This window comes from Rhodococcus sp. As11, assembly GCF_048957735.1.
GTDB classification, from domain to species: domain Bacteria; phylum Actinomycetota; class Actinomycetes; order Mycobacteriales; family Mycobacteriaceae; genus Rhodococcus; species Rhodococcus gordoniae.
Window position 1 is genome coordinate 87,343 of sequence record NZ_JARDJE010000017.1, and the last position, 26,310, is coordinate 113,652.

31 protein-coding genes and 1 tRNA gene are annotated in these 26,310 nt (G+C 68.3%); 7 read left to right on the forward strand and 25 right to left on the reverse strand.

Going from position 1 to position 26,310, the window contains the following annotated elements; genetic code table 11:
* Positions 1-29: 29 nt before the first annotated feature.
* Both PV766_RS19065 and rsmI read right to left on the reverse strand, forming a co-directional pair.
* Positions 30-1,433, reverse strand: coding sequence for an alanine/glycine:cation symporter family protein (locus PV766_RS19065; protein WP_064064676.1), 1,404 nt, complete (start codon positions 1,431-1,433; stop codon positions 30-32).
* A 138-nt stretch (positions 1,434-1,571) separates the two neighbouring features.
* Positions 1,572-2,459 carry a 16S rRNA (cytidine(1402)-2'-O)-methyltransferase gene (rsmI, locus tag PV766_RS19070; RefSeq protein ID WP_064064677.1) on the reverse strand — a complete coding sequence of 296 codons (888 nt, stop codon included), beginning with the start codon at positions 2,457-2,459 and terminating at the stop codon, positions 1,572-1,574.
* Positions 2,460-2,482: 23 nt separating this feature from the next.
* Between rsmI and PV766_RS19075 the strand changes: the two genes are divergently transcribed.
* Complete coding sequence (locus PV766_RS19075; RefSeq protein ID WP_421097655.1) at positions 2,483-4,060, forward strand: dolichyl-phosphate-mannose--protein mannosyltransferase; 1,578 nt, start codon at positions 2,483-2,485, stop codon at positions 4,058-4,060.
* A 31-nt stretch (positions 4,061-4,091) separates the two neighbouring features.
* Here PV766_RS19075 and PV766_RS19080 read toward each other — a convergent pair whose 3' ends face one another.
* The 5 genes from PV766_RS19080 to mscL (PV766_RS19100) form a co-directional block, all read right to left on the reverse strand.
* Positions 4,092-4,895 carry a T3SS (YopN, CesT) and YbjN peptide-binding chaperone 1 gene (locus PV766_RS19080; protein WP_421097656.1) on the reverse strand — a complete coding sequence of 268 codons (804 nt, stop codon included), beginning with the start codon at positions 4,893-4,895 and terminating at the stop codon, positions 4,092-4,094.
* Between the two features lie 88 nt (positions 4,896-4,983).
* A complete protein-coding gene (locus PV766_RS19085; protein WP_064064680.1) occupies positions 4,984-5,430 on the reverse strand; it encodes a hypothetical protein in 447 nt (148 codons plus the stop codon).
* Positions 5,427-7,028, reverse strand: coding sequence for a BCCT family transporter (locus tag PV766_RS19090; RefSeq protein WP_129977020.1), 1,602 nt, complete (start codon positions 7,026-7,028; stop codon positions 5,427-5,429). The genes PV766_RS19085 and PV766_RS19090 overlap by 4 nt, the downstream gene beginning before the upstream one ends.
* 110 nt (positions 7,029-7,138) lie before the next feature.
* Positions 7,139-7,501, reverse strand: a complete 363-nt coding sequence (locus PV766_RS19095; RefSeq protein WP_016934368.1) for a GntR family transcriptional regulator — start codon at positions 7,499-7,501, stop codon at positions 7,139-7,141.
* 12 nt (positions 7,502-7,513) lie between these two features.
* Positions 7,514-7,963, reverse strand: coding sequence for a large conductance mechanosensitive channel protein MscL (mscL, locus tag PV766_RS19100; RefSeq protein WP_129977021.1), 450 nt, complete (start codon positions 7,961-7,963; stop codon positions 7,514-7,516).
* 148 nt (positions 7,964-8,111) lie between these two features.
* Here mscL (PV766_RS19100) and arsC point away from each other — a divergent pair, with 148 nt between their 5' ends.
* The gene (gene arsC / locus PV766_RS19105; RefSeq protein WP_129977022.1) at positions 8,112-8,459 is read left to right on the forward strand and encodes an arsenate reductase (glutaredoxin); all 348 of its coding nucleotides are present in this window, start codon (positions 8,112-8,114) and stop codon (positions 8,457-8,459) included.
* A 19-nt stretch (positions 8,460-8,478) separates the two neighbouring features.
* Here the strand turns inward: arsC and PV766_RS19110 are convergent, their stop codons facing one another.
* Positions 8,479-9,690, reverse strand: a complete 1,212-nt coding sequence (locus PV766_RS19110) for an arginine deiminase (RefSeq protein WP_064064683.1) — start codon at positions 9,688-9,690, stop codon at positions 8,479-8,481.
* A gap of 104 nt (positions 9,691-9,794) precedes the next feature.
* Here PV766_RS19110 and PV766_RS19115 point away from each other — a divergent pair, with 104 nt between their 5' ends.
* Positions 9,795-10,262 (forward strand): FABP family protein, encoded by a 468-nt coding sequence (locus PV766_RS19115; protein WP_016932344.1) that lies wholly within the window; start codon positions 9,795-9,797, stop codon positions 10,260-10,262.
* A 45-nt stretch (positions 10,263-10,307) separates the two neighbouring features.
* On the opposite strand, the gene PV766_RS19120 is transcribed toward PV766_RS19115, so the two are convergent.
* From PV766_RS19120 to PV766_RS19150, 7 genes are all read right to left on the reverse strand, one after another.
* On the reverse strand, positions 10,308-11,156 hold the full coding sequence (locus PV766_RS19120; protein WP_129977024.1) for an SDR family oxidoreductase: 849 nt from the start codon (positions 11,154-11,156) through the stop codon (positions 10,308-10,310).
* 67 nt (positions 11,157-11,223) lie between these two features.
* Positions 11,224-11,367 carry a hypothetical protein gene (locus tag PV766_RS19125; protein ID WP_165369243.1) on the reverse strand — a complete coding sequence of 48 codons (144 nt, stop codon included), beginning with the start codon at positions 11,365-11,367 and terminating at the stop codon, positions 11,224-11,226.
* 99 nt (positions 11,368-11,466) lie between these two features.
* Positions 11,467-11,539, reverse strand: a tRNA-Ala gene (locus PV766_RS19130).
* Positions 11,540-11,704: 165 nt separating this feature from the next.
* Complete coding sequence (glpR, locus tag PV766_RS19135; RefSeq protein ID WP_129977025.1) at positions 11,705-12,526, reverse strand: gephyrin-like molybdotransferase receptor GlpR; 822 nt, start codon at positions 12,524-12,526, stop codon at positions 11,705-11,707.
* A gap of 257 nt (positions 12,527-12,783) precedes the next feature.
* Positions 12,784-13,419 carry a GNAT family N-acetyltransferase gene (locus tag PV766_RS19140; protein WP_064064686.1) on the reverse strand — a complete coding sequence of 212 codons (636 nt, stop codon included), beginning with the start codon at positions 13,417-13,419 and terminating at the stop codon, positions 12,784-12,786.
* Positions 13,419-14,672, reverse strand: a complete 1,254-nt coding sequence (glp, locus tag PV766_RS19145) for a gephyrin-like molybdotransferase Glp (RefSeq protein ID WP_064064687.1) — start codon at positions 14,670-14,672, stop codon at positions 13,419-13,421. The genes PV766_RS19140 and glp overlap by 1 nt, the downstream gene beginning before the upstream one ends.
* Before the next feature lie 30 nt (positions 14,673-14,702).
* The gene (locus PV766_RS19150; protein WP_421097657.1) at positions 14,703-15,614 is read right to left on the reverse strand and encodes a UTP--glucose-1-phosphate uridylyltransferase; all 912 of its coding nucleotides are present in this window, start codon (positions 15,612-15,614) and stop codon (positions 14,703-14,705) included.
* A 61-nt stretch (positions 15,615-15,675) separates the two neighbouring features.
* On the opposite strand from PV766_RS19150, the gene PV766_RS19155 reads away from it, so the two are divergent.
* The 4 genes from PV766_RS19155 (at position 15,676) to mscL (PV766_RS19170) (ending at position 18,092) form a co-directional block, all read left to right on the forward strand.
* A complete protein-coding gene (locus tag PV766_RS19155) occupies positions 15,676-16,278 on the forward strand; it encodes a 5-formyltetrahydrofolate cyclo-ligase (protein ID WP_129977027.1) in 603 nt (200 codons plus the stop codon).
* A gap of 84 nt (positions 16,279-16,362) precedes the next feature.
* A complete protein-coding gene (locus tag PV766_RS19160) occupies positions 16,363-16,695 on the forward strand; it encodes an FmdB family zinc ribbon protein (protein ID WP_421097658.1) in 333 nt (110 codons plus the stop codon).
* Between the two features lie 105 nt (positions 16,696-16,800).
* The gene (locus tag PV766_RS19165; RefSeq protein ID WP_064064690.1) at positions 16,801-17,535 is read left to right on the forward strand and encodes an SAF domain-containing protein; all 735 of its coding nucleotides are present in this window, start codon (positions 16,801-16,803) and stop codon (positions 17,533-17,535) included.
* Positions 17,536-17,660: 125 nt separating this feature from the next.
* Complete coding sequence (gene mscL / locus PV766_RS19170) at positions 17,661-18,092, forward strand: large-conductance mechanosensitive channel protein MscL (protein ID WP_064064691.1); 432 nt, start codon at positions 17,661-17,663, stop codon at positions 18,090-18,092.
* A gap of 99 nt (positions 18,093-18,191) precedes the next feature.
* Here mscL (PV766_RS19170) and PV766_RS19175 read toward each other — a convergent pair whose 3' ends face one another.
* The 10 genes from PV766_RS19175 to mrf all read right to left on the reverse strand — a co-directional run bounded on the left by PV766_RS19175 (position 18,192) and on the right by mrf (position 26,248).
* Complete coding sequence (locus PV766_RS19175; RefSeq protein ID WP_255162310.1) at positions 18,192-18,830, reverse strand: MspA family porin; 639 nt, start codon at positions 18,828-18,830, stop codon at positions 18,192-18,194.
* A gap of 53 nt (positions 18,831-18,883) precedes the next feature.
* A complete protein-coding gene (locus PV766_RS19180) occupies positions 18,884-19,645 on the reverse strand; it encodes an MspA family porin (RefSeq protein ID WP_421097659.1) in 762 nt (253 codons plus the stop codon).
* A 577-nt stretch (positions 19,646-20,222) separates the two neighbouring features.
* Entirely contained in the window at positions 20,223-20,429 is a 207-nt protein-coding gene (locus PV766_RS19185; protein ID WP_016932332.1) for a hypothetical protein, read from the reverse strand.
* 4 nt (positions 20,430-20,433) lie between these two features.
* Positions 20,434-20,931: a MogA/MoaB family molybdenum cofactor biosynthesis protein gene (locus PV766_RS19190; RefSeq protein ID WP_016932331.1), complete on the reverse strand. Its 498-nt coding sequence runs from the start codon at positions 20,929-20,931 to the stop codon at positions 20,434-20,436.
* Between the two features lie 74 nt (positions 20,932-21,005).
* Complete coding sequence (locus PV766_RS19195) at positions 21,006-22,226, reverse strand: S1C family serine protease (protein WP_207213541.1); 1,221 nt, start codon at positions 22,224-22,226, stop codon at positions 21,006-21,008.
* A gap of 169 nt (positions 22,227-22,395) precedes the next feature.
* Complete coding sequence (locus PV766_RS19200; RefSeq protein ID WP_129977032.1) at positions 22,396-23,799, reverse strand: HAMP domain-containing sensor histidine kinase; 1,404 nt, start codon at positions 23,797-23,799, stop codon at positions 22,396-22,398.
* Between the two features lie 8 nt (positions 23,800-23,807).
* A complete protein-coding gene (locus tag PV766_RS19205; protein WP_026002878.1) occupies positions 23,808-24,497 on the reverse strand; it encodes a response regulator transcription factor in 690 nt (229 codons plus the stop codon).
* A gap of 66 nt (positions 24,498-24,563) precedes the next feature.
* Positions 24,564-24,737, reverse strand: coding sequence for a 50S ribosomal protein L32 (rpmF, locus tag PV766_RS19210; RefSeq protein ID WP_421097660.1), 174 nt, complete (start codon positions 24,735-24,737; stop codon positions 24,564-24,566).
* A gap of 45 nt (positions 24,738-24,782) precedes the next feature.
* Complete coding sequence (locus PV766_RS19215; RefSeq protein ID WP_016932326.1) at positions 24,783-25,034, reverse strand: type B 50S ribosomal protein L31; 252 nt, start codon at positions 25,032-25,034, stop codon at positions 24,783-24,785.
* Positions 25,031-26,248 carry a ribosome hibernation factor-recruiting GTPase MRF gene (mrf, locus tag PV766_RS19220; RefSeq protein ID WP_129977034.1) on the reverse strand — a complete coding sequence of 406 codons (1,218 nt, stop codon included), beginning with the start codon at positions 26,246-26,248 and terminating at the stop codon, positions 25,031-25,033. The genes PV766_RS19215 and mrf overlap by 4 nt, the downstream gene beginning before the upstream one ends.
* Positions 26,249-26,310 lie beyond the last annotated feature (62 nt).

The window sequence follows — 26,310 nt, forward strand, 5'->3', positions numbered from 1 at the left end:
TCACGCGGGGCCCTTCGCGTATCCCCGGCCTACTTCACGACGTCGGGATCGTCCGTCGCGACGGGGCTGTTCAACAGATACGGATCGCGATCCAGGTACGCCTTCGTCTCCCGGGCGATCAGACCCGACAGCACGAGCAGACCGATCAGATTCGGCAACGCCATGAGGCCGTTCATCACGTCGGAGAAGTTCCAGACCACCTCGAGCTGGGTGGTGGCACCGATGAACACGACGACCACGAAGACCGCGCGGTAGGGCACCACACCGCGGCGACCGACGAGACGCTCGACGCACCGCTCGCCGTAGTACGACCAGCCGAGAATCGTCGAGAAGGCGAAGAAGACGACCGAGATGGCGACGATCCAGTGACCCCATTCCCCACCGAGGCCGTCGGCGAAGGCGGCCGACGTCATCGCGGCGCCCTGCTCACCCGACTGCCAGGCGCCGGTCGTGATGATGACCAGACCGGTGAAGGTGACCACGATGATCGTGTCGATGAAGGTCTGCGTCATGGACACCAGGCCCTGACGGACCGGATGCGTGGTCTGGGCGGCGGCCGCGGCGATCGCGGCGCTGCCCATTCCCGATTCGTTGGAGAAGATGCCGCGGGCCACGCCGTAGCGCAGGGCGATCATGAACACCGAACCGATGAAGCCACCGGTGGCGGCGGTGCCCGTGAACGCATCGGTGAAGATCAGCGCGAAGGCCTCGGGAATCTGCGAGAAGTTGACGGCGAGGACGACGATGCCGGCGCCCACGTACAGCACGATCATGGCGGGCACGAAACCGGCGGTGACCTTGCCGATGGACTTGATACCGCCGAGCAGGACCGCCGCGGCGAGCACCGTCATCACGAAGCCGCTGAGCCAGGTGGGCACACCGAAGGTGCCGTCGAGCTGGGTCGCGACCGTATTGGCCTGGGTCATGTTGCCGATGCCGAAGCTGGCGAGCACGGCGAACACCGCGAACAGCAGGCTCAGGACGAGACCGAACTTGTTGGGGATGGCGCGGGCGAGGTAGTACTGCGGACCCCCGCTCTGCTCACCCTTGGCGTCGGTGGTGCGGTACTTCACGCCCAGGAAGGCCTCGGAGTACTTGCTGGCCATGCCGACCAGACCGGTGATCCACATCCAGAACAGCGCCCCGGGACCACCGAAGTAGATCGCGGTGGCGACGCCGGCGATGTTGCCCACGCCCACCGTCGCGGCCAGCGCGGTGGTCAGGGCCTGGTATTGGGAGATGTCGCCTTCGGTGGCGCCTTCGTCGTGCCGGGTGATCAGACCCAGCCGCAGCGCGGGCCACAACTTGCGGAACTGGACGCCCCGCAGCCGCACCGTGAGCACCAGGCCCGTACCCAACAGCAGTGGGATGAGCAGATACGGCCCCCACACCACCCCTGCCACCCCGACGAGGAAATCGTTCGCCGAATCCATCCGCGTCCTCCTGATCGTCGCAAGCCCCCGACAGCGTCCGACCGACCGGTGACGTCTGTGCCTGGGACCCGGCAGAGTTTAGGCTTCCGTGGCACGGAGTGTCCTCGGACCCCACGGCGCGTCCGATATGCGTTCTTCTCAGCCGCGACGGGCGCCCAGCACCGCGTCGTACAGTTCGCGCTTCGAGACGGACGCACCGGACGACTTCGCCGCCGACTCGGCGACGACCGCGCAGGCGTCCTTCAGCCGCATCCCGTCCGCGACCATCCGTTCCACCTCGTCGACGAGGTCGACGGGATCGGTGGCGACCGCGACCGCCCCTTCGAGCACCACGGTGATCTCGCCGCGCGCACCGTCGACGGCCCATTCGGCGAGCTCGGCGAGCGTTCCGCGCCGCACTTCCTCGTAGGTCTTGGTGAGTTCGCGGCAGACTGCGGCCCGGCGCGTCCCGCCGAGCACGTCGACGGCGTCGGCCAGGCACGCGGCGAGCCGGTGCGGTGCCTCGAAGAACACCACCGCGCGGGGCTCGTGGACGAGCGCTGCGAACCACGCGCGTCGCTGCCCCGGCTTGCGGGGCGGGAACCCGTCGAAGCAGAACCGCTCCACGGGCAGACCCGACAACGCGAGAGCGGTGGTGACAGCGGACGGGCCGGGCAGACAGGTCACCGGCAGGCCGGCCTCGACGCACGCCGCGACGAGCCGGTAGCCGGGATCGCTCACCGAGGGCATCCCGGCGTCGGTGACGAGCAGAACCGTGCGGCCGTCCTCGATGTCGGTGACGAGGCCCGGCAACCGCGACACCTCGACCTGGTCGTAGAAGCTCACGACCCGTCCGGTGATGGTGACGCCGAGCGCCGCGGCGAGGGCCTTGGTTCGGCGGGTGTCCTCCGCGGCGATCACGTCGGCGGTGCCGAGCGCGTCGCGAAGGCGCGTCGAGGCGTCCCCCACGTCGCCCATCGGAGTGGCGGCCAGCACGAGCCGGCCCTCTCCCGGATTCGCGCCCTGGACCGGTTTGGCTGCCTGCATACGGCTCAGCCTACGATCGGGAGGTGACCGTGACGGACCGCAGCCCTTCCGAGGCCCCGGACCGTAGTCCTTCCCAGGCCTCGGACCGCCGCCTTCTCGGTCCCGGCCCGCTCGTACCCGCACCCGATCCGCTACCCGGTGACCGGGTCCGCGGCTGGATCGTCACCGCCTTCGTCACGGCACTCGCCGCGATCACGCGGTTCACGATGCTCAACTACCCCACCGACGCGAAGACACCGGTGTTCGACGAGAAGCACTACGCCCCGCAGGGCTGGCAGGTGCTCACCGGCGGCGGGATCGAGGACAACCCCGGTTACGGGCTCGTCGTGCATCCGCCCGTGGGCAAGCAGCTGATCGCGCTCGGCGAGGCCCTGTTCGGATACAGCGCGTGGGGCTGGCGCTTCTCGGCCGCGGTCGCCGGTGTCGTGCTCGTCCTGCTGGTCGTGCGGATCGTGCGGCGGATGACCCGGTCGACGATGCTCGGTGCGATCGCCGGGCTGCTGCTCGTCGTCGACGGCGTGACCTTCGTGTCGTCCCGCCTGGGCATGCTCGACATCTTCCAAGCGGTCTTCGTCGTCGGCGCCTTCGGTTGCCTGATCGTCGACCGCGACGACGTGCGTGCCCGGATGGCCCGGGTCCACGCCGAGGGCCGTGTTCTCGACAGTGTGTGGGGTCCCCGCTTCGGTGTGCGCTGGTGGCGCTTCGGCGCGGGCATTCTGCTCGGCCTGGCGGTCGGCACCAAGTGGTCGGGTCTGTACTTCATCGCGTTCTTCGGCCTGATGTCCGTGGCCTTCGACCTCGCGGCGCGCCGCGCGTACCGGGTGCAGCGCCCCTGGGTGGGGACGGCGCTGCGCGACATCGGTCCCGCGCTCTACGCCCTCGTGCTCGTTCCGCTCGGGGTGTACCTGTCGACCTACTGGGCGTGGTTCGCGAGCGAGACCGGCGTCTACCGTCACGCGGTCGGCACGCAGATCGGGCACGACGGGATGTTCTCCTTCGTGCCCGCCGCGCTGCGGTCGCTCTGGTACTACAGCGCGAGCGTCCTCGAGTTCCACTCCGGTCTGACGAACTCGGCCGGCAACCAGCACCCCTGGGAATCGAAGCCGTGGACGTGGCCGATGGGGCTGCGTCCGATGCTGTACTACTTCGCCGACGGCGAGCGGATCGGCGGGTGCGACGCCGAGCAGTGCGTCAAGGCCGTCATGCTGCTGGGAACGCCGGCGTTGTGGTGGGTGTCGCTGCCGGTCCTCGGGTGGGGGCTGTGGCAGGTGCTCGTCCGCCGCGACTGGCGGTGGGCCGCGGTTCTCACCGGCTACGGCGCGGGGATCCTGCCGTGGTTCGCGAACCTCGACCGGCAGATGTACTACTTCTACGCGGTGCCGATGGCGCCGTTCCTCGTGATGGGTGTCGTGCTCGTGCTCGGCGACATCCTCGGTTCGCCGCACGCGTCGAAGGAACGGCGGACGACCGGGTTGCTCGTGGTGTGCCTGTACGTCGGGCTCGTGATCGCGAACTTCGTGTGGTTGTGGCCGATCCTCACGGCTCTGCCGATCACTCCGGAGCACTGGAACGATCAGCTGTGGCTCCCCAGCTGGCGCTGAGCGGAGCCCGTCTCCGGCGTTGAGCGGAGCTTCAGTTCGGTTCGTCGAGGACGGTGTCCTCGGTGGGCAGATCGACCTCGCGCTCTCTGTCGGAGCCGTAGCGGACGCCGTCGAACCGGCGGGCGAACCGCTCGTCGACGACCGTGAGGAAGCCCTTGAGCCGCTCGAGCAGTTCGGACAGGTGGCGGGGCACGAACGGATCGCCGAGCAGGTCGACGGTGGCGACGAGCCGGTCCTCGACGAGCACCACCTTGATGTGCGACCACGTCCGGTTCAGTTCGGTGAGCTCGGTCAGCGCGTGGGTGCGACCGCCGTTCGGCGCGGCTCCAGGGATGTCGTCCTCGGGGATCGCGTGCAACAGCGGCGCCCACAACCTGATGTTGCCGTCGTCGTCGATCATGACGAAGACCACCTGGGAGTCGAGGATCACGACGAAGTCGCCGTCGGCGTCGACCGGCACGGGGCGGCCCAGGGCGTGGGCGAGGGCGTCGCTCACGCGCTCGCGCAGGTCGCCGAGGGCGGACGGTGGGTGGGCCTGCAGGAAGGCAGGATGCGGCACTTCTCCACGACCGCGCAGCACCGACACGATGTGACGGGCGAGCATGTCGGCCTCGGAGACGGGCCGGGTGACCGGCTCGGATCCGGTGACCTCGACGGTGGCACGCCCACCGGAGCCCGCCCGCACCCGCACGCAGGCCGCGGCGCCCGAGGCGGTCTCGGCGCGCAGCTCGAAAGCGTCGGATCCGGTGAGTTCGGAGATGCGCCGGGCGAGCTGCGACGCGTAGCGGGTCCAGTCGCGGTCGAGGGTCTCGTCGAATCTGTCGGTGTCGGTCACGCGCACTCCTCTCGAAGAGCAACTGCCGGGCAGGCGACACCGTACTCGCGGTGGACGACAACTCACCGCAGGCACGCGGCGTCGTGTGTCACCCGTGATGCCGCCGTGCGACCGCCGCCCACACCGCGACCCGCGACCCGCGTTCGAGGATGTCGACGATCGCGAATCCTGCCTGTGCGAGAACGGTGCTCACCGTCATCGAGATCGTCCCGGTGTCCTCCCCCGCCCTTGCCCCGTCGATCACCCACAACCGTCCGTCGTCGGTCAGCATCGGCGCGAGGGCGGCCACGGCCGCGGTGTCCTCGCGGAAGTCGGGGACGTTCACGGCGTAGATGCGGTCGAACGTCTCGCGGCCCACGAACTCGTGGAGCCGCGTCGCGGTCGGTACCACGCGTAGCCGGGCGTCCGGACCGAGGTGTCCGGCGACCACACCGGAGGCCGGTCCGGTGTCGATCGCGAGAACCGACATGCCCGGACGGAGATCGAGGACGTCGAGCAGGAACTCGACGTCCTCGATCCGGGACCGCTCGGTCATTCGACCCTGCGCAGCGTCCGTTTCCTGCGTCCACCCGTGATGAGTGGGTCGCGTTGCAGATCCCGGTACAGCGACACGCACAGGCCGATCATCACGAGGAGGAAGGGGGCGGCGGCGATGATCGTCATCGTCTGCAGGGCGTTGAGGGCTTCCGAGCCGCCGCTCCACAGCAGCAGTGCCGCAACCCCGCCGGTGAGTCCGCCCCAGAAGATCACCACCGTGCGCCGGGGTGCGAGGGTGCCGCGCTGGCTGAGAGTGCCCATGACCATCGAGGCGGAGTCGGCTCCGGAGATGAAGAAGATGGCGATGAGCAGCATCGCGACGACCGTGGCGACACCGGTGAGCGGGAGGTTGCCGAGCATCCCGAACAGCTGCCCTTCGACACTGTCGGCACCGGCGATGTCCAGGCCGTCCAGCTGCTGTCCGATGCCGGCGCCGCCGAAGATCGAGAACCACACGAGACTGACCAGGCTGGGGACGAGGATGACGCCCACGACGAATTCCCGGATGGTGCGGCCGCGGCTGATGCGGGCGAGGAACATGCCCACGAAGGGCGCCCACGAGACCCACCATGCCCAGTAGAAGATCGTCCAGCTCGACAGCCATTCGCCCGCGGCGTCGTTGGATGCGGCCGTGCGGGCCGACATCCGGGCGAACTCGGCGGCGTACGCGCCGAGGGTGGTGGGCACGAGGTTGAGGATGAACACCGTGGGCCCGAGCACGAAGACGAACAGTGCCAGGACGGCGGCGAGGACCATGTTGATGTTCGACAGGTACTGGATGCCCTTGGCCACACCGGTGACTGCGGACGCGATGAACGCGAGAGTGAGCAGCGCGACGATCGCGACCAGCAGCATCACTCCCGCCGACTCGAGCCAGCCGGTGACCTCGAAACCCGATCCGATCTGCAGAGCGCCCAGACCGAGCGACGCCGCGGTACCGAACAGGGTCGCGAACAGGGCGAGGATGTCGATGACCTTGCCGAGCGGACCTTCGGCCCGGCGTCCGAGGAGCGGGATGAACGCCGAGCTGATGAGCTGCTTGCGTCCCTTCCGGAAGGTGCCGTACGCGATGGTCAGACCGACGACGGCGTAGATCGCCCAGGGATGCAGGCTCCAGTGGAACATCGAGGTCGCCATCGCGATACCGGTGCCACCGATGGTGCCGGGTGGCGGTTCGACGAAGTGCGAGAGCGGCTCGGCGACACCGAAGAACATCAGGCCGATACCCATCCCGGCGGCGAACATCATCGCGATCCAGCTGACGGTGCGGAATTCCGGCTTCTCGCCGTCCTTGCCCAGTGGGATCCGCCCGTAGCGGCTCAGGGCGAGCCAGAGCGCGTAGAACACGAACGCGCTCGCCGTGAGGACGAACAACCAGCCGAACTCGACGACGACCCAGTCGAGGATGTTCCCGGTGACGGTCCCGAAGTTCTCGGTGGCGGCCAGGCCCCACACCACGATCGCCGCGACCAGCGCGGCAGAAACTCCGAAGACCACCTTGTCGGTCTGCGGCCGCTGCGTTGCGGACTCGGCTTCTACAGGAGCACCGGCACCCGAGATCTCCTCGGAGCCGGGCCGATCACCAGGCACGTTCATGCGACAAACCTTCCAAGTTTCGGCCGGCTTCGGAGCCGAATCACCGAACCCGAGGTAATAGTCACATTCCGGACGGGGTGTGCACCCTATCCGCGCTGCTCACCGGCCGGTCAGCCTGCGCGCAGTGCGGCCGAGACGAAGTCGAGGATCTCGTCGTCGGACATCCCCAGGGCGCGCACCTCGGCGACGTACTCGTGGGTGGAACGCTGGGCCCGCGTGCGGGTGGGATCGCCCGTGTCGGCGACGAACGTCCCGGCCCGCCCGCGGGCCTCGAGCACCCCCAGCTTCTCGAGTTCGCGATAGGTCTTGGCGACCGTGTTGGGGGCGATGCCGAGCGTGTCGGCGAGGCCCCGCACGGTGGGCAGCTTCGATCCGGCGATCAGCTCACCCTCGTGTACCAGGTCGACGATGCGTCGTCGCAGTTGCTCGAACGGCGGGACGGTCGAGTCGGGATCGATGGTGAGGTCGAGCATTCTCGCAGGTTATCAGCGCTCGATGACCCTCACCGGCGCTTCGGCCGAGGGCGCCTCGGCGGGGGCGTGGTTGTAGCTGCCGGTCTCGAGCAGGTCACGGATCTGGATGAGTAGATCGGTCTCGCTCAGCGGCTCGTCCTCGGGCTCCTTCTCCGGCGCGAAGCGTGCCTTGGCCGCGTTGACCGGCACGATGAGCACGAAGTAGACGACAGCCGCGATGATGAAGAAGTTGATCGCCGCGGAGATGACGGCGCCGAGGTTGACGAAGGTCGCGTCGTTCGACGACAGAAGGCGGAAGCCGAAGCCCATATCGTTGTCGCCGCCCACCGCCGCGACGAGCGGATTCACGATGTGGTCGGTGAACGCCGTGACGATGGACGTGAACGCCGCACCGACGACCACCGCGACAGCGAGTTCGACGACGTTTCCGCGCAGCAGGAAATCCTTGAAACCTTTGAACATCGTGCTCCGTGCCTTTTCTCGAGAACTCACAAAACTTCAGGGCGCGGACATCGTATTGACGCTCTCCGGCACCTTCAACAGGGACGATTCGGGCGACACGGCTGCCGGCCGCAGCGGAGCGAGGGGTCCGTCAGGGCAGAATCGGGCCATGGCAACCACGGCGAAGATCTACCACAATCCGCGCTGCAGCACGTCACGCAACACTTTGGCGCTGCTGGAAGAGAACGGACTCGAACCCACCGTGATCAAGTATCTCGACACTCCGCCCTCTCTCGACGAGCTGCGTGGGCTGCTCGATGCGGCGGGTCTCACACCGAGCGAGGCGATCCGCAAGAAGGAATCGCTCTACAAGGAACTGAACCTGGCCGAAGCGTCCGAGGACGAACTGCTCGAGGCGATGGTCGCGAACCCGATCCTCATCGAGCGTCCGCTCGTCGTCACCGACAAGGGGACCGTGCTCGCCCGTCCCGTCGACAAGGTGCGCGAGATCCTCTGACGAGAACTGCACGCGAGGATCACAGGACCGCGCGCGCGAGCGGGCACGACATGCATCGCGGACCGCCGCGGCCGGAACCGAGTTCCGACCCGGCGATCCGCAGCACCTCGACCCCCGAATCCTCGAGCCGGGTGTTCGTCTCGACGTTGCGTTCGTAGGCGACGACGACACCGGGCGCCACGGCGAGGGTGTTGTTCCCGTCGTCCCACTGCTCACGTTCGGCCACAACGGAATCCAGACCGGTGTCGATGACGCGCAGCTTCTCGATTCCCATCGCGTCGGCGGCGGCCTCGAGGAACGGGCGGGGCCCCGAGATCTGCACCGTCCCGTCTTCACGGTGGATGGTGAAGGCCTGCAGGCTGTCCCGGATCGCCGGATACATCACCACCGCGTCGACGTCGACCATCGTGCACACCGTGTCGAGATGCATCGACGCCCGCCGCTGCTCGATCGGAACGGCCAGCACCGTGTGCGCGAGTCCGTCGTCGAAGGCGCTGCGCGCCAATGCTTCCGCACCGGCCGGACTCGTCCTCTCCCCCACCCCGACGGCGACGACACCGGGCGCGAGCAGCAACACGTCGCCGCCCTCGACGGGTGCGGTGTGCGATTCGTACGCGCGTCGCACGTGGAGGAACTGCGGATGGAAGGCGTAGATGAGGTCGGTGAGGCCGGTCTCGCGCCGGCGGGCGGGCAACGCCAGATTGGGGATCGCAACCCGTGATCCGAGCCAGAACGACGAATCGCGCGTGAAGAGCAGGTTCGGCAGCGGCGCGATGGCGAAGTCGGAGCCGTGGTGCATCAACCGCACGAGGGACGGAGCCGCGCCGCCGCCTACCGTGGGCAGTTCGTCGAAGGTCATGCCCGCGATGAGGATCCGGGCGAGTTCGGCAGCGGGCAGGGCACGCAGATGGCCCGTCAGCTCCTCCGCGAGCGCATGACCGAGGCGCTGCGCGTCGACGGCCGACGAGACGCTCTGCACCCGCGCGGCACCACTGGCCTCGAGTGTCTCGGTGAGCAGGTCCGCGAGCAGGAACACCTCGACCCCGCGACTGCGCAGCAGATCGGCGAAGGCGTCGTGCTCCTCCTGGGCGCGCGCCACCCACGGCAGGGCGTCGAAGAGCAGCTGGTCGTTGTTGCGGGGCGTGAGGCGTTCGAGTTCGGCGCCGGGCCGGTGCAGCATCACGGCGCGGAGTTCACCGACTTCGGACTCGACACCCCAGCAATGACTCATATGCTCACGGTATCGCGCAGGACGGCGGCATCCGGGTCAGGCGCGTCGACTACGGCGACAACGATTGCGAAGACCACACCGATCCGAGAACACGAGGAGATTTCATGGCCGACGATCCGCTCGGGTGCCTGGCACCGTTCGCCGGGCGCTGGACCGGAGGTGGCGACGGCCACTATCCCACCATCGACGACTTCGCGTACGACGAGACGATCGAGTTCGCGACGATTCCCGGCAAGCCCTTCCTGATGTACGTCAGCCGTACGCGGCACCGGACGGAGGGACGCCCGCTGCACACCGAGAACGGCTACCTGCGTCGCAGCGGGGACGACGTCGAGCTGCTCGTCTCGCAGCCCACCGGGTTCGTCGAGATTCAGCGGGCCCGGCCCGAGGGCGGCGTCCTGGAGTTCAGCACCCTCACCCTGGAGCGCTCACCCGACGCCAAGCCCGTGCACGAGGTCCGGCGGCGTTTCGAGGTCGACGGCGACGTGCTCGTCTACGACTTCTGGATGGCCCATGCCGACACGCCGCTGACGCACCACCTGCACGCCGAACTGCACCGCGCGTCGGAGTGATGTCGGTGGGTCCGGCCCCGCTGAGCGGGGGCGGACCCACCGACGTCATCTCGTGCCGACCACGCGACGGAAGTAGTCGTTGGCAGCCTGCATGACGAGGTTGTAGGGCGGCGCGAACTTGCGCGCCCACCAGTAGCCGAACCGGGTGTCGAACGACGTGTAGACCATGAAGCGGTTCTTCAGGATGCCGGCGACGATGCGCTCGGCCACCTTCTCGGGGGTCGCGGCGTGGCGGACGAACCGGCGGGTGAGCTTGCGGACCTCCGGGCGGTCGCGGTCGACACCGACGATCTGCACGGAGTCGACGAGCGGTGTACGCACGGCACCCGGTACGACGAGGGACACGCCGATGCCGTCGCGCCGGAGGTCGAACCGCAGCACCTCGGACAGCCCGCGCAGACCGAATTTGCTTGCGCTGTAGGCGGCGTGCCACGGCAGGGCCAGCAGCCCGGCCGCCGAGGAGACGTTGACGACGTGCCCGCCGCGACCGGCCTCGATCATGGCCGGCACGAAGTTCTCGATGACGTGGATCGGCCCCATGAGGTTGACGTCCACCATGAGCTTCCAGTGCTCGTGCCGCAACCGGTCGACGGTTCCCCACACGGACACCCCGGCGACGTTGGCGACGATGTCGAGGGACCCGCACGCCTCGTGCACGTCGCGGGCGAATGCGGTGACGGCGTCGTAGTCGGAGATGTCGAGGGCTGCGGCGTGCAGTACGGTGCCACCGCGCTCACGAATGCTGCGGACGACGTCGTCGAGCGCCTTCTCCTGCAGGTCGGTGAGCACCAGGCGGGCGCCGCGATCGGACGCGGCATGGGCCAGGGCGCGGCCGATCCCGCTGGCAGCGCCGGTCACAAGGAATGTGGTTCCACGCAGGTCGGTGATCGCCATGGCGACACCCTAGCGTCGGCGTGGCGACACGACGCTCCGGCGCGCCAGGAAACAACCGGGAGGGAGCTCAGAGTCGCTGCGCCATCTCTTCCTGGTAGTCCCGAACGGTGCGTTCGATCATCTCGACATCGTCGTGGCGACCTTCGCTGCGCGCGAGATCGGCGCGCTCGCGCAGTACCCGGATCGCCCGACGCAACTCGTCGTCACTCATCCTGTGGTCCATGCCACACAGTCTGCCGGGTTCTGCGCGGACCCGCCAGCGAATGCCCGGAGACGACGAAAGCCTCGCCGACGGCGAGGCTTTCGGGGGTGGAGCTGAGGGGAATCGAACCCCTGACCTCTTCGATGCGAACGAAGCGCGCTACCAACTGCGCCACAGCCCCGTAGGTTCCGAGGGAACCGACTCGCAAACTCTAGCAAACCACCCCGTTCATCACGAAATCGGTGTGTCGGAGCAGGTGACGAGCGGTTTCGGTGGCCTGCTCCGAAGAGGGGACGGGGCCCGCACCGAATCGGTGCGGGCCCCGCCGGAAGCATCGTGGGGACGATCATTCCCCCACTGCGCGAGGAACGACGTAGTCGCCGGGTTCGTCGTACCCGTCGCTCGCACGGACGTCGTATACGTGGTCGATGCCGTAGTCGTCCTCGTAGCGATCGAGGTGTTCGAACTCCGGGTCCTCGTCGTCGACCTCGAGGACGACGGCTCCCGGGCGGCGCAGACGCTGCGGAACGTAGTGGTGATCTCCGCGGGCTCCGCCTGCGCGGGACCGCTGCAGTCGCGCGAGCCGACGCCGCCGGATCTCCTGTTCGAGACGCACCTGGCGCCGCAGGTAGAAGAGGTAACCGACGAGAGCCACGGCCACGAGACCGGCCGGCCACCACAGGAGCGACGAGACGATCAGCGCGAGCGCCGACGTCATGATCGCGGCGATCAGCAGGCCGAGGACGGCCCGCTGACGGAATTCGTACCGCGCGGCGCTGGCGACCGCATCGGCGTGCGGATCGAATCCGCCGCGGCCCCGCCGTTGCGGGGCGTGCGCGCGGACGGGCTCACGCTCGGGTGCTGCGTCGTCGTGGAGATCGGTCTCGTCCGAGTCGATCTCCGGTCGGTCGTCGAGGTCAGTGTTCATGCGGTCCTCCGCGGGGGTGCGGTGCGTGCGGTCGCGACTCGGACGCCAGTGAGGATCGCTGCGGTGGCCGGCGGCCGGCCCGCGAGGGGCTATCGGCTCGTCGTCTCCGCGGTGCAGAACTCGAGTTGCGAGCGCGGCGTCGGTCGTCTGCCGGATTCGAGGACGCTTCGTGACCAGCATGGGCACCAGGACGAACAACCACACGGCTACGAGCCCGATCCACAGAAGCGAGTTCGGCATCCGGTGGTCCTCCCTCCAGTCGTCGCCCTACCAGCCCGTCGACGCCCACCGACCTACTTGAGGCTAGCGGCATCACCACATTTATCTGTACAGAAACGCCGACCCAGGCGACATCAGAAGTCACTCGAGTCACGCGAAACCATCTGACACTTCATTCACTCTAATCACAGAGATCCCACACCCGCTGGGGATTGTTACTCGAGTTACGAGTAACCTGCGTTACATATCGGACGAACCCGACTCGAGACCCGACGAGATCAGGACCAGCTCGCCCGACCGGCACGGACCAGACGATCCGAGACCGAGCCGGGAACCTCCTCGACCGTCATCGCGACCAGGAGGTGATCGCGGAATCGGCCCTGGACGTCGAGGTAGCGCTTCAGCAGGCCTTCCTCGCGGAATCCGACGTTGCGCAGTACCGCGCGGCTCGGTTCGTTCTCGGGCCGCACGGTGGCTTCGACGCGGTGCAGTCCGACGGGTCCGAAGCAGTGGTCGAGTCCGAGAGCGACGGCCGCGGTCGCGACACCGAGACCGTTGACCTCCTTCTCCACCCAGTAGCCGATCCAGGCCGAGCGCAACGCCCCGCGCACGATGTTGCCCACCGTCAGCTGCCCGCAGAATCTGCCGTCCAGCTCGATGGCCATCGGCAGCATCAGACCCTTGTGCGCTTCCGACCGCAGACTCCGGTACAGCCCCGGCCACACCGAGATGTGATGGCGCATGTCCCACGGCGCCTCACCGGTCGGCTCCCACGGCTCGAGGTGCGCCCGGTCGCGCTGACGCAGGCGACTCCACGCCGCGGCGTCGCGCAGCCGGACCGATCGAACGGTCACCACGCCCCCGGCCACCCGCAGCGGCCCGAGCTCGGCCGGCCAGCCGGGATGACGGGACATCAACCACGCTGCCCGAGGAACGCCACGTCCACCGGGTCGCCCGTACGGATTTCGGAGACCTCGGGGTCGACGATGACGAGACAGTTCGCCTCGGCGAGGGTGGCGAGCAGATGGGAGGACGAGCCCGCGGCGCCGCCGAGCGCCTGCACGAGATAGTCGCCCGTCGCCTCGTCGCGCATGAGCTGACCGCGCAGGAAACCTTTGCGGCCCGGGATCGAGGTGATCGGCGCGACGGTGCGGGCGGAGACCACCCGGCGCATCGGCTGGCGCCGGCCGAGCGCGATGCGGATCAGCGGCCGGACCATCACCTCGAAGACGACGAGCGCACTCACCGGGTTGGAGGGCAGCAGGAAGGTCGGCACCTCGTCGCGGCCGAGACGCCCGAAACCCTGCACCGATCCGGGGTGCATGGCGATCCGCTCGACGCCCAGATCGCCGAGATCGGACAGCGCCTCGCGGACCTCCTCGAGCGCACCGCCGCCCACGGCACCGGCGATCACGACGATCTCGGCGCGGATCAGCTGGCCCTCGACGACCTCCCGCAGGCGCTTCGGATCGGTACTCGCGATACCGACCCGGTTGACGTCTGCTCCGGCGTCGCGAGCGGCCGCGGCCAACGCGTAGGAGTTCACGTCGTACACCTGCCCCGGTCCGGGGGTGCGGTCGACGTCGACGAGCTCACCGCCGACGGAGATGATCGACAGCCGCGGACGCGGGTGGACGAGCACCTTGTCGCGACCGACCGCGGCGAGCAGACCCACCTGGGCAGCCCCGATGATCGTCCCGGCCCGCACGGCGATGTCGCCGGGCTGGACGTCGTCGCCGGTGCGGCGCACGTACTCGCCCGAACGCACCGGTTCGAGCACCTTGATGCGCGCGGCACCCCCGTCGGTGTTGTCGAGCGGCAGCACCGCGTCGGCGAGCGTCGGCAGCGGCGCACCGGTGTCGACGCGTACCGCCTGCCGGGGCTGGAGCCGGATCGGCTGACGCGAACCCGCGCGCACCTCACCCACGACGGGCAGGGTCACCTCGGCGGTCGCGGACTCGCCGTCGGTGTCGGAGGGAGGCTGGAGGTCGACGCTGCGCACGGCGTAGCCGTCGATTGCCGCCTGGTCGAATCCGGGTAGGGGTCGCTCGGTGACCACTTCCTCCGCACATTGCAGACCCTGCGCCTCGGAGATGGCCACCCGGACCGGCCGGGGTGCGACCGCCGCCGCCGTGACCCTGGCCTGCTGATCCTCAACCGACCGCATACCGCTTCTCGTCCTCCAGCCCGTCCGCAGTCAGCGCTTCAGGCGATCGACGAGCCACTCGCGCAACGAGGGCCCGTACTCTTCCGTGTTCAACGCCGAGTCAACCGCAGCGCGCAGGTAACCCCCGGGATTTCCGAGATCGTGTCGGGTGCCGCGGTGCACCACCACGTGGACGGGGTGTCCCTCGGAGATGAGCAGGGCGATGGCGTCGGTGAGCTGCAGCTCTCCCCCGGCTCCGGGCTCGATGCGTCGCAGCGCGTCGAAGATCGCCCGGTCGAGCAGATAGCGGCCGGCGGCGGCGAAGGTCGACGGTGAGTCCTCGACCGCCGGCTTCTCGACCATGCCGAGCACCTTGAGCACGTCGGGATTGGCGGCATCCGGCACGACCTCGACGTCGAAGACGCCGTAGGCGCTGACCTGATCCTTGGGCACGTCGATCGCGCACAGCACGGAACCGCCGCGCTTGGAGCGCACGCGCTGCATCGTCTCGAGCACGCCGACCGGCAGCACGAGGTCGTCGGGCAACAGCACGGCGATCGCGTCCTCGTCGGGATCGAGCGCCTTCTCCGCGCACGCCACGGCGTGACCGAGGCCGAGCGGCTTCTCCTGGATCACGGACTCGACCTCGAGCAGCCCCTGGGCCTTGCGGACCTTGGCGAGAAGCTCGTACTTGCCCTTCTCCTCGAGCTTGGACTCGAGGACGAGGTCCTCGACGAAGTGCGCGACCACGCCGTCCTTGCCCGGCGCGGTCACGATGAGAAGGCGTTCGGCACCCGACTCGGCAGCTTCGCCCGCCACGAGCTCGATGCCGGGCGTGTCGACCACCGGAAGGAGTTCTTTCGGGACCGTCTTGGTCGCGGGAAGGAACCGCGTCCCCATACCTGCTGCGGGGACAACCGCGGTCTTGAAATGCCGCGTGCCTCCGGTCGTACTGTTCGTCATAGACTCCCACCCTAAACTTCGGCCACCGAGGACGGTGGTTCGGCGATCGTAAGGCGTAGACATGCCCCCACCCCCGAAAGCGGTCTGGCGTGACCGCATTCTTACAGCTCGGCGCGAGCTGGGTGCCGCGAGGCGCAGAATCGACGACACCGCGCTCGCCACGGTGGCCTCGACACTGGCGCCGGCGGGGTCGGTGGTGTGTGCGTACGTGCCGGTGGGTTCGGAGCCCGGATCGATCGCACTTCTCGATGCTCTGACCGAGGCCGGGGTGACGGTGCTCGTGCCGGTGACACGCACCGGCGAGCCCTTGTCGTGGGCCCGCTATCTCGGAGAGAAGACGCTGCTGGCGGCCGATTTCGGGCTGCGGGAGCCCGGTGGCGAGATCCTTCCGCCCGAAGCGGTGGGCGAGGCCCACACGGTGCTCGTCCCGGCCCTGGCGGTGGATGCGCGGGGTGTCCGCCTCGGCCGCGGCGCCGGCTTCTACGACCGCACCCTGCACCTGGCCGCGCCCACCGCCGCGATCATCGCCGTGGTGCGCGACGAGGAACTCGTCGACGAGCTCCCCGAAGACCCTCACGACATCCGCATGGGCTGGGCGCTGACACCCGGGAAAGGGCTGGTCCGGCTCGGTAGCGACGACCGTGCGGAACAACACACTCCCTAGCGTCGTTGGCACTGTCGGCTGTAGAGTGCCAACACTGCAGTACGACGAATGCTGCGGTACGACGAACTGGCGGAGGATCAACCGGTGCCCACCTACTCATATGCCTGCACGGCCTGCGACAACAAGTTCGACATCGTGCAGTCCTTCAGCGACGACTCCCTGACCGAATGCCCGCAGTGCGAAGGCAAGCTGCGCAAGCTGTTCAACTCGGTCGGCATCGTGTTCAAGGGCAGCGGCTTCTACCGCACCGACTCCCGCAGTGGCAGCACCGCGAGCGAATCCGCGTCGACGAGCTCGAGCAGCTCCTCGTCGAGCGACAGCAGTTCGTCGTCGAGCAGCTCGTCGTCGAGCAGTTCGTCGTCGAGCAGTTCGTCGTCGAGCAGCGCCTCTTCGGCACCCGCTGCCGCCGCGAGCTGACCTTCCGGGACTTCTTTGTCCACAGGTGGTCGAGTCATCCACAGACCGCCGCTTCCGAGGACTCATCGGGGCCGACAGGGCGTCGCCACCTTCTAGGTTCGGGGCATGCCCGTCGGCCCCTTCCCGTTCCTCCAGCGTGAGCGCGCGCGTCCGCACCGCTCGAGTCCACACCGTTCCTCTGCGGACACCTCGCTGCAGCCCACCCTGCCCGACCGGTTCGCCGAGCTCCTCCGTCCCGGCTGGTCGCGTCTCGTCCGGGCCCGGCGGATCGCAGCCGGACTGCTCGCCGCGCTGGCAGTGATCCTCGCGGTGCGCGGCGACCCCGACAGCGATCGTGTGGGAGTCGTCGTCGCGGCGAGAGATCTCGCGCCCGGGCACACCCTCACCGCAGACGACGTCGCCCACGTGGATCGCGATCGATCCGCTCTCGTCGCCGGGACGCTGCGCGAGGCCGACGACGCCGTGGGACATATCCTCGCCGGTCCTGTGCCGGCCGGTGAACCGCTCGTCGACACCCGCCTCCTCGGCCCGCGCCTCGCCGCAGCGGCCACCGGATTCCCCGACGCACGTGTGGTGCCCGTCCGGCTCGCCGATGCCGGCGTGAGCGAACTGCTCCGTGAGGGCGACCGCGTCGACGTCCTCACCGTCACCGACAGCGCAGACGGCTCCTTACCCGGTGCCCACGTCCTCGCCCGGGGCGCGGTGGTGGTGCTGGCCGAATCCGGCGGTTCGGCGCGGGATCGGAACGAGAGGGTCGTGCTGGTCGCGCTGGAGCCCGAACCTGCCACGGCGGTCGCGGCGGCGTCGCTCGTCAGCGCTCTGACCGTGACGCTCCACTGAGCATCTGCTCGTTTCCCCAGCGTAATCACCTCGGGGAACCGACCTGGCGGTTTATCGTGTGGACGTCCGTGTGACCCACCTCAGGTGCGCGGCCACAGCGGACAGGCCGCGAGAAGGAGCACATCATGCTGAAGGGCTTCAAGGACTTCATATTGAGGGGCAACGTCCTCGATCTCGCCGTCGCGGTCGTGGTCGGCGCCGCATTCACTGCCATCGTCACGGCCTTCACCCAGTACATCATCGAGCCGCTCATCAGCGCGATCGGCGGCGACAACGAGATGGGCTGGGGCTTCGAGATCGTGAGCGGCAACCCGGAGACCTTCGTCGACATCGGCGCGGTGATCTCCGCGATCATCAACTTCATCATCATCGCCGCCGTGGTCTACTTCGTGCTCATCGTCCCCGCCAATGCCGCGAAGAAGAAGTTCGTCACCGAGCCGGAGGACAAGCAGGCCAGCGCCGAGGACCTGCTCATCCAGATCCGCGACATCCTCGAGGCCCAGGCAGGTCAGGCCGCTCAGGGCGCACACGCCAAGCCGACGCCGCGCGTGGAATGAGCACGTGTGCATCGGGCATGAGAAGACCGGGCCCGCTCGATGATTCGAGCGAGCCCGGTCTTGTCGTGCTGTGTTCGGCGTGAGCCGGACGTCTACGTCCTAGACGGTCCAGGGAGCGCCGTAGGTGGTGACGTTGTCGCCGTTGGCCGTGATGGCGCGAACGAACGGACGGACCTGGACAGCGCCGAGGACGCCGGAGGCCGTGCCGTGGACGTTGGAGAACTGAACGGTCTTGAAGTCACCGTCGAACTCGCCCTCGGCGACGACGAGCTCCTCGATGCCCGGAGCCGGGGTCAGCTCGAGCTCGGCGTAGGCCTGCGGGAGGATGTCGGTGACCTTAGCAGTCGGGCCGTCCTTGGCACCCAGTCCGACCTCGAGCTGAGGGGTGGAGTAGGTGACGCCGATGGCGCCGTCGATGCTGCCGGCCCAGGCGAACTGGTAACCGAACTGGAAGGTCGTGCCCTCGGCGTCGGCAGCGCCCTCACCGATCAGGTTGGCGGTGCCACGGCCGTTGTGGAAGAACTCGCGGTTGAACGGGCTGCCACCGAGGGCGGGGACGCCCTGGATGAAGGTGTCCTCCTGCGTCACGACGACCTCGAGGCCGTCGGAGACGATGCGGTTCTGGTCGTTGACCTCGGCCGAGGCGGCACCCGAGGCACCGAGCACCAGGCCGAACACGGCGGCACCGGCAACGGCGGCGTTACGAGCGGCCTTGAAGCCACGCGACTTGATTCCCATGATTACTCCGTTTGTGGTGGTGGGGATTTCTTGCGGGATGGCGCGGAGCAGGACTAGAGGGTCCAGACCTGGCCGTAGGTGGTGACGTTGTCGCCGTTAGCGGTGATCACGCGGACGAACGGACGGAGGGAGACCGGTCCGATGACGCCGGTGGCGGCACCGTGGACGTTGGCGATCTGGACTTCCTTGAAGTCGCCGTCGAACTCGCCCTCGGCAACGACGATCTCCTCGATGCCCGGAGCAGGAGTCAGTTCGATACCGGCAGTGCCCTGCGGAAGCAAGCCGCCTACTTTGGCAGAGGGCGCAATCACGTTGGTCTTGGTGTATGCGGGGACTGGCTTCCCGTCCTTGTCGAGGATCGGATTTCCATCCTTGTCGTACTGGTAGACGGGCTCTCCGTCCTTGTCGACAATCTTTTCCTCCACCTGCGTGGCGGTGAATGTTGCGTCAAGGCTCGGGCTCTGCCAGCCGAAACCGATCGCACCGTCGACCGAGGCCGACCACGCGACCTGGTAACCGAACTGGAAGGTCGAACCCTCGAAGTCCGCCGCCTCGGGGCCGACGATGTTCGCGATGCCGCGTCCGTTGTGGAACCATTCGCGGCTCAGCGGGCTGCCGCCGATCGGGGGCACACCGTTGATGAAGGTGTCCTCCTGCGTGACGATGACCTCGTGGCCGTTGGAGACGATCCGGTTCTGGTCGTTGACCTCGGCACCTGCGGCGCCGGCCGATCCGAGAACCAGACCGGCCACAGCAGCTGCTGCCACAGTGGCGTTGCGGGCGGCCCGAAAGCCGCGTCGCGTCTGAATCTTCATGAATGCCTCATCCGTTCTCTGCGTGCCGGGTTGCGCGCCGCGTCCGACAACAAGTGATCGCCCTGTCGCCCGCGGGCCGCTGTCCACAGCGAACACACCGGCGGATCAGCCGCCGGTGTGTCGGTACGTCCATCGTCCGCACGGTTTTGCTTTACCGGTTCGTGACCGAGCCCAGGCCGCTAAGCCTGGGCTCGCCCGGTTTGAACCTGAGAGGGAGATTAGACCGTGACCATTCCTAGAGCAATGGCTAGGTTTCGTAACGCTGCGGTATAGACGGCCCGCTGCTCAGCCGCCGGGTTACCTCCCGAAAATTCTCAAATCGGGCGTTCATTCGCCTCGAATCCGTAACTTCGAATCACAGGTAAGCGGGTACGCCCGATGGCATACCCGCAGGTAGCGGGCATATTATTGCTGCACCCACAGTGCAAGACCGAATACCTTATGTGACCGGAAACACATATTCGAAATATCGCAGAGGCCACGCGAAGGTGAACAGACCGTTGCGGCGACGTTTCGTTGCGGTCGACAACAAACTGGAATCCGAACCAGTGCAACCCGAGCAGAGTGATGCAGATCACTAACCGGAGTGGTGTGGCGGAACTTGCCGGCGCAGCCATTCGTCCGATTCGCCGTTGCGTGGATCGTTCTCACGCCGCTCGTCGCGAGTGGTCTCGGGAAGGACGTCGCCGAAGATGCGCGCCAGCCGTGCCCGGTCGATCCGGACACGGCTCGTCTGCTGCTCGCCGGTCACTTCGTCACGCGACGAAGCGCGGTCGTCGGACACGGCGTCATTCCTCCATCCACGACAACTCTTCGATGACATGCGCGGCGAGAGGCAACAACGTCGCCATCCCGTCACGGATGGCGGGACGCGACGACGCGAGGTTCACCACGAGCGTCGACCCGGAGACACCCACGAGGCCGCGGGAGAGACCGGCGTCCATCGCACCCGACGCCAGGCCCGACGATCGCAGCGCTTCGGCGATGCCGCGGATCTCGTGGTCGAGCACGTCCTCGGTGGCGTCGGGCGTCACATCGCGCGGGGTGACGCCGGTGCCACCGACGGAGATCACCAGATCGACACCACCGATCACCGCAGTGTTGAGCGCATTTCGGATCTCGACCTCGTCGGCCGCGACCGTCACGACACCGTCGACGGCGAAGCCGCCCTCGACGAGAAGCTCCGTGACGAGCGGACCCGCGGAGTCCGGGCTGTCGCCGTGGGAAACGCGATCGTCGACGACGACGACGAGTGCGCGGCCTTTTCTGGGAGCTTCGAGTTCCATGAGGTCCACGGTAGTTTGCGGCTCGAAAGCATGCGGCTCTTGTACCGGAATGTGAGCTATGTCCATGTCGTTCCTCATCGTCCGGCCGAATCCGACGCGGTCACCACGTCGACCGTGGTCTCGTTGCCGTCGGGTGTCTTGTAGGTGATCTTCACTGTGTCCCCCGGCGCGCGGGAGCGGATCGCGGCGATGAGCGAGTCGCCGTCGGTGACGACCCGATCGTCGATCCGGACGATGAGCGCGTCGTCGGGGATTCCGGCCCGGTCGGCCGGACCGTCGGGCACGACCTCCACGACACGCGCACCGTAGGCGTCGTCCCGGGACGGAACCTGGACACCGATGATCGCGTGCGTCGCCTTACCCGTGTCGACGAGTTCCTGCGCGACACGCCGGGCCTGCTCGACGGGGATCGCGAAACCGAGGCCGATCGAACCCGACTGTCCGCCGGCCGTGGCGATCGCGGTGTTGATACCGACGAGACGGCCTTCCATGTCGACCAGCGCACCGCCGGAGTTGCCGGGATTGATCGCCGCGTCGGTCTGGATCGCGTCGATGACCGACGCCTGATTGGCGTTGTCCCCGCTCGTGGACACGGGCCGATTGAGCGCGGACACGATGCCCGCCGTCACGGTGCTCTGCAGTCCGAGCGGTGATCCGACGGCCACAACCTCCTGGCCTACTGCGAGATTCTCCGAACCACCGAGTTCGATGGGAGCGAGATCGGTGCGCCCTTCGGCCCGGATGACAGCGATGTCCGATACCGCATCCGCACCGACGACCGTCGCCGGCGCGGTGGAGCCGTCCGAGAAGAAGACCGTCAGCTGTGCCCCCTGACCTCCACCCGCCACGACGTGGTTGTTGGTGAGGATCAATCCGTCCGAGGACAGGACCACGCCCGACCCTTCACCCGCGCCGGTGCGTCCTGCGACCTCGATCCGCACGACGCTCGGCACGACCTTGTCGGCGACCGCCTGCACGCTGCCCTCGGGCGCCGCGGCGACCGTCTGGGTGTCGGGCCTGGGCGCGTCGAGGGAGTTGACGACCGGAGCGGACGAGTCGCGCACCGACCACGCTCCCACCGCGCCACCGATGCCGCCGCTCACCAGCGCCAACGCGATCGCGCCGACTGCGAGGGCAGAGCGCCCCGGCATCCGGCCGGGCCCCGTGGCCGGCGGCGGAGGTGCCGGCTGCTGGGGAGCCTGCGTGTAGGGACCGGTGTATCCGCCGGGTCCGTACGGATGGGGTTGCGGTTGCGGTTGCGGTGTTCCCGCGCCGCGGGTGGGGTCCTCACTCATTCGTCACTTCACCTTCGTCCGCCGGGGCCACCGGACGCACACGCGGTCGATATCGGCGTGCGGTGGCCGATCGTGCGGGGCGCCTCGGGAGCACCCCGCTCTTCTCCGTCCAGCATGGACCGGAGAGCTGAGAGTCGCCTCAGAGGTACCCGCGAATTCCCTGTCGGATTCAGCCCGCGACGGTGGGCTGCGTCTCTCCGTCGAGACTGGACGTGCCGGGCAGCACGATGCGGATCAGCGCACCGCCACGATCCGAACGGTCCACGACGATGGTCCCACCGTGCTTCATGACGATCTGCCGCACGATGGCCAGTCCCAGACCGGATCCCGGCATCGACCGCGCTGTCGTGGCCCGGTAGAACCGTTCGAACACGAGCTCGCGTTCCTCCTCCGGAATTCCCGGGCCTGCATCGTCGACGGTCAGTTCCATCAGCCCGGTGGCGATCTGCCGCATGTGCACGACGACGTCCTTCCCCGCCGGGCTCCACTTCGCCGCGTTGTCGAGCACGTTGACCACCGCGCGGGTGAGTCCGGCCTGGTCGCCGAAGACGAACCACTGCTCGGTGGTCGCCCGGAACTCGATGTCGGTGCGACGTCGACGCGCGCGTTCGAGACTCCGGTCCACCACCTCGGCGACGTCGACGACCTCGAAGACCGTCTCCGGCGCATCCTCACGCGCCAGGTCGACGAGATCGCCGACGAGCGTCGACAACTCCTCGATCTGGCCGATGACATCGGCTCGCAACTCGGCCATGTCGTCGTCGGGCAGGCTCGGCGCACCGGGACGGCTCGCCGCGATGAGCAGTTCCATGTTGGTCCGCAGCGAGGTCAGCGGCGTCTTCAGTTCGTGACCCGCATCGGCGACCAGCCGGCTCTGCCGCTCCCGCGACTCGGCGAGCGCGCGCAACATCATGTTGAAGCTCTCGGTGAGCCGGGCGAGCTCGTCGTGGCCGGTCACACGGATGGGCCGCAGGTCGTCGGTGCGCGCGACCCGCTCGGCGGCGGCGGTCAGCCGGGCGACGGGACGCAGGCCCGTGCGGCCGACGGTCGCGCCCACGGCCGCGGCGAGCACCACACCGCAGCCCCCGACGATGAACAGCACACTCGCCAGGCGGTTGAGGATCTCGGCGGTGGGACGCAATCGCTGCGCGATCACAACTGTGCTGCCGTCGGGCATGCGCTGGGCCAGTACGCGTTGCTGAGCGACGGTCCGCAGCGACAGGTCACGGTCGCCCTCTGCCACGGCCAGTTCGGGATCGCCGATGGGCACCGACGATCCCGGCGGCACGTACCGGCCGAGATCCGGATAGATCAGGGCGACGCTGATGTCGGAGCTGTAGAGCTGGGCCCCGCCGATGTAGCGCGGGTCGTAGGTGATGAGCGTGCTCGACTCGACGAGGGCGGCGGCGCGCGCCCGCAACTGCGTGTCGACCCCCGAGTACAGCGCCCGCGACACCACCGCGTACGCGGCGATGGACGTGACGGCGACGGCGAGCGCCACCGCCCCGGCCGCGAGGAGCGTGACGCGGGTGCGCAGCGGCACCGAGCGGGTGAGCAGAAGAGGTGGTCGCATCGGGTGGCTCACGGCGGGGTCTCGCGCAGCACGTACCCGACGCCGCGCACCGTGTGGATCAACCGCGGTTCCCCACCCGCTTCGGTCTTGCGTCGCAGATACCCCACGTAGACCTCGAGGGCGTTGCCGGAGGTCGGGAAGTCGTATCCCCACACCTCCTCGAGGATGCGGCTGCGGGTGAGCACCCTTCTCGGGTTCGCCATGAGCATCTCCATCAAGGAGAACTCGGTGCGGGTGAGGCTGATCTGCCGGTCGCCGCGGGTGACCTCTCGGGTCGCCGGATCGAGGCTGAGGTCGGCGAAGCGCAGCACTTCGTCGGCGGAGCTGTCGGGGTCGGGGGTGGCGCGACGCAGCAGCGCCCGCAGACGCGCGAGCAGTTCCTCGAGCGCGAACGGTTTCGGCAGGTAGTCGTCGGCGCCCGCGTCGAGACCCGCGACCCGCTCGGAGACGGAGTCGCGGGCGGTGAGCACGAGGATCGGCAGGTCGTCGCCGGTACTGCGCAGCCGGCGGCACACCTCGAGGCCGTCGACGCGCGGCATCATCACATCGAGCACCATCGCATCCGGACGCGACGCCGTGACCTGTTCGAGGGCGTCCTGTCCGTCCGTGGCGAGGTCGACCGTGTATCCGTTGAAGCTCAGGGACCGGCGCAGCGACTCCCGCACCGCACGGTCGTCGTCGACCACCAGAATGCGCATGATCACCATTGTGGCCCGCACCTACTGAGAGCGCGCTGAGAACCCGCGGCGGACGAGTCCTACATCTCAGTGGCCCCTGGGATCGACATCACCGGTGAGGACGGCCCGGACGAGTCTGCGGGGAACCCTCACGGTCATCCCGCCGACGGTGACGGGCACGAGATCGGGGACGTTCGCCGTCCACTGCGATCGGCGATGGCGGGTGTTGGAGCGGGACTTCCTGCGCTTGGGGACTGCCATATCGTCTTCCTTCGGGGTCGGATCGTCTCGGACGCGGGGCCGGATTCAGGGCCGGCGCCGGCCGTACTTGCGTTCGAACTTCTCGACGCGGCCGGCGGTGTCGAGCAGGCGGGCGGCACCCGTCCAGAAGGGATGCGAGTCGCTCGTGACGTCGACGACGATCAGCGGGTAGGTGCGACCGTCGGACCACACCGTCGTGCGTTCGGAGGTCGCGGTGGACCGGGTCAGGAAGGTCGCGCCGGTGTTGGCGTCCTGGAAGACGACGGGGTGATAGTCGGGGTGCAGGCCTGGTTTCATCGGTGTCCTTCTCTCTCGTTGTCACGGCGGTCTGCCGGGAGGTCGTCACAGGGGTCTTCGTGGAACTGCCCGAAGGGGTCGTGCCAGGTGGGCCACAGATCGGGCCGGGCGAACTCGTCGTCCGTCACGACCGCCGCGCGCAGGGTGCGGTCGACGAGTTCCGGGTCCGCGTCGTGGAGGAGGGCGACGATGCTCGTGTCCCGGTCGCCGTAGCGTTCGTCCCAGCGCAGGGATGCCATCGCGCGGCGTTCCTCCGGGACCTCGCGCTGCTGCTCGGGAGTCATCGAGGCGAGCCACGGACCGGCATGAGCGACGCGCAGTCCTTCGCCGGCGGATTCGACGAGCAGCGCGTTGTCGGGTTGCGTGGCGATCCACAGTCGCCCGCGGGCGCGCACGACGCCGTCGAGCAGCACGTCGATCGCGTGGTGGAGACGTTCCGGATGGAAGGGGCGGGTGGCGGAGAATTCGACGAGGCGGATTCCGCAGTCCTCGTCGAGAGGAGGTTGACCGCGCAGGAGCGGCGAGTGTGCCCCGTCGATCGTTCCGCGGCGTGCGGTGTCGGGTATCTCCTGCAGCAGACGCTCGACGTCCGGTTCGGCCGTCCATGCCATCGGCGCGTCCGGGGCGAGCCGGGTGAGCACGGCGTGCAGGCGGGCCTGCTGCCAGCCGTCCGCTCCCGGGAGCACCACCAGAGCATCGGCGAATTCGACCTGCCCGACGACGACCTGCGCCAGGGTGCGGTCGTCGTCGGGACGCTCGTTCAGTTCGTCGTCGCCCGTCGCGTCCTCGAGCCAGGTCGCGGCGTCGAGACAGGTCACGACGCCGTCCACCCGGACGTCGAGGGACGCGGGTCCGTCGACGCGACCGACGATCCCGCTCACCACGACGTGTTCGACGGCCCAGCACAGTGCCTCGGGTTCGAGTTGCGGGTCGAGGTGCAGGACGATCCGGTCGACGGTGCTGTAGTCGCGTAGTCGCCGGAGAAGCGGCAGCAGATCTTCGCGCAGCGTGCACGAGACGCATCCGTGGGCGAGTTCGAGGATCTCGGTGCGCTCGCCTTCGACGGTGAGCACGGTGCGGCGGAGCACGCCCTGGTCGAGACCGGACAGGTCGTGGTGGACGACCGCGGTGCCCGGACGCAGGAGCGACCGCGCGACGTGCGCTGTGCGTCCGCGCCATCCGCAGACGATGACGAGCGGCGTCCTGGTGTCCACATCGGTCCTTTCGGTAACGATTGTCATTAACGAAATCGAAGCGTACAGTCGTCGAAGCACTT

Coding starts and splice junctions, on each gene's coding strand:
- PV766_RS19065 (WP_064064676.1), bottom strand. CDS start 1,433: ATGGATTCGGCGAACGATTTCCTCGTCGGGGTGGCAGGGGTGGTGTGG.
- rsmI (WP_064064677.1), bottom strand. CDS start 2,459: ATGCAGGCAGCCAAACCGGTCCAGGGCGCGAATCCGGGAGAGGGCCGG.
- PV766_RS19085 (WP_064064680.1), bottom strand. CDS start 5,430: ATGACCGAGCGGTCCCGGATCGAGGACGTCGAGTTCCTGCTCGACGTC.
- PV766_RS19090 (WP_129977020.1), bottom strand. CDS start 7,028: ATGAACGTGCCTGGTGATCGGCCCGGCTCCGAGGAGATCTCGGGTGCC.
- PV766_RS19095 (WP_016934368.1), bottom strand. CDS start 7,501: ATGCTCGACCTCACCATCGATCCCGACTCGACCGTCCCGCCGTTCGAG.
- mscL (WP_129977021.1), bottom strand. CDS start 7,963: ATGTTCAAAGGTTTCAAGGATTTCCTGCTGCGCGGAAACGTCGTCGAA.
- arsC (WP_129977022.1), top strand. CDS start 8,112: ATGGCAACCACGGCGAAGATCTACCACAATCCGCGCTGCAGCACGTCA.
- PV766_RS19110 (WP_064064683.1), bottom strand. CDS start 9,690: ATGAGTCATTGCTGGGGTGTCGAGTCCGAAGTCGGTGAACTCCGCGCC.
- PV766_RS19115 (WP_016932344.1), top strand. CDS start 9,795: ATGGCCGACGATCCGCTCGGGTGCCTGGCACCGTTCGCCGGGCGCTGG.
- PV766_RS19120 (WP_129977024.1), bottom strand. CDS start 11,156: ATGGCGATCACCGACCTGCGTGGAACCACATTCCTTGTGACCGGCGCT.
- PV766_RS19125 (WP_165369243.1), bottom strand. CDS start 11,367: ATGAGTGACGACGAGTTGCGTCGGGCGATCCGGGTACTGCGCGAGCGC.
- glpR (WP_129977025.1), bottom strand. CDS start 12,526: ATGCCGAACTCGCTTCTGTGGATCGGGCTCGTAGCCGTGTGGTTGTTC.
- PV766_RS19140 (WP_064064686.1), bottom strand. CDS start 13,419: ATGTCCCGTCATCCCGGCTGGCCGGCCGAGCTCGGGCCGCTGCGGGTG.
- glp (WP_064064687.1), bottom strand. CDS start 14,672: ATGCGGTCGGTTGAGGATCAGCAGGCCAGGGTCACGGCGGCGGCGGTC.
- PV766_RS19150 (WP_421097657.1), bottom strand. CDS start 15,614: ATGACGAACAGTACGACCGGAGGCACGCGGCATTTCAAGACCGCGGTT.
- PV766_RS19155 (WP_129977027.1), top strand. CDS start 15,676: ATGCCCCCACCCCCGAAAGCGGTCTGGCGTGACCGCATTCTTACAGCT.
- PV766_RS19165 (WP_064064690.1), top strand. CDS start 16,801: ATGCCCGTCGGCCCCTTCCCGTTCCTCCAGCGTGAGCGCGCGCGTCCG.
- mscL (WP_064064691.1), top strand. CDS start 17,661: ATGCTGAAGGGCTTCAAGGACTTCATATTGAGGGGCAACGTCCTCGAT.
- PV766_RS19175 (WP_255162310.1), bottom strand. CDS start 18,830: ATGGGAATCAAGTCGCGTGGCTTCAAGGCCGCTCGTAACGCCGCCGTT.
- PV766_RS19180 (WP_421097659.1), bottom strand. CDS start 19,645: ATGAAGATTCAGACGCGACGCGGCTTTCGGGCCGCCCGCAACGCCACT.
- PV766_RS19190 (WP_016932331.1), bottom strand. CDS start 20,931: ATGGAACTCGAAGCTCCCAGAAAAGGCCGCGCACTCGTCGTCGTCGTC.
- PV766_RS19195 (WP_207213541.1), bottom strand. CDS start 22,226: ATGAGTGAGGACCCCACCCGCGGCGCGGGAACACCGCAACCGCAACCG.
- PV766_RS19200 (WP_129977032.1), bottom strand. CDS start 23,799: ATGCGACCACCTCTTCTGCTCACCCGCTCGGTGCCGCTGCGCACCCGC.
- PV766_RS19205 (WP_026002878.1), bottom strand. CDS start 24,497: ATGCGCATTCTGGTGGTCGACGACGACCGTGCGGTGCGGGAGTCGCTG.
- rpmF (WP_421097660.1), bottom strand. CDS start 24,737: ATGGCAGTCCCCAAGCGCAGGAAGTCCCGCTCCAACACCCGCCATCGC.
- PV766_RS19215 (WP_016932326.1), bottom strand. CDS start 25,034: ATGAAACCAGGCCTGCACCCCGACTATCACCCCGTCGTCTTCCAGGAC.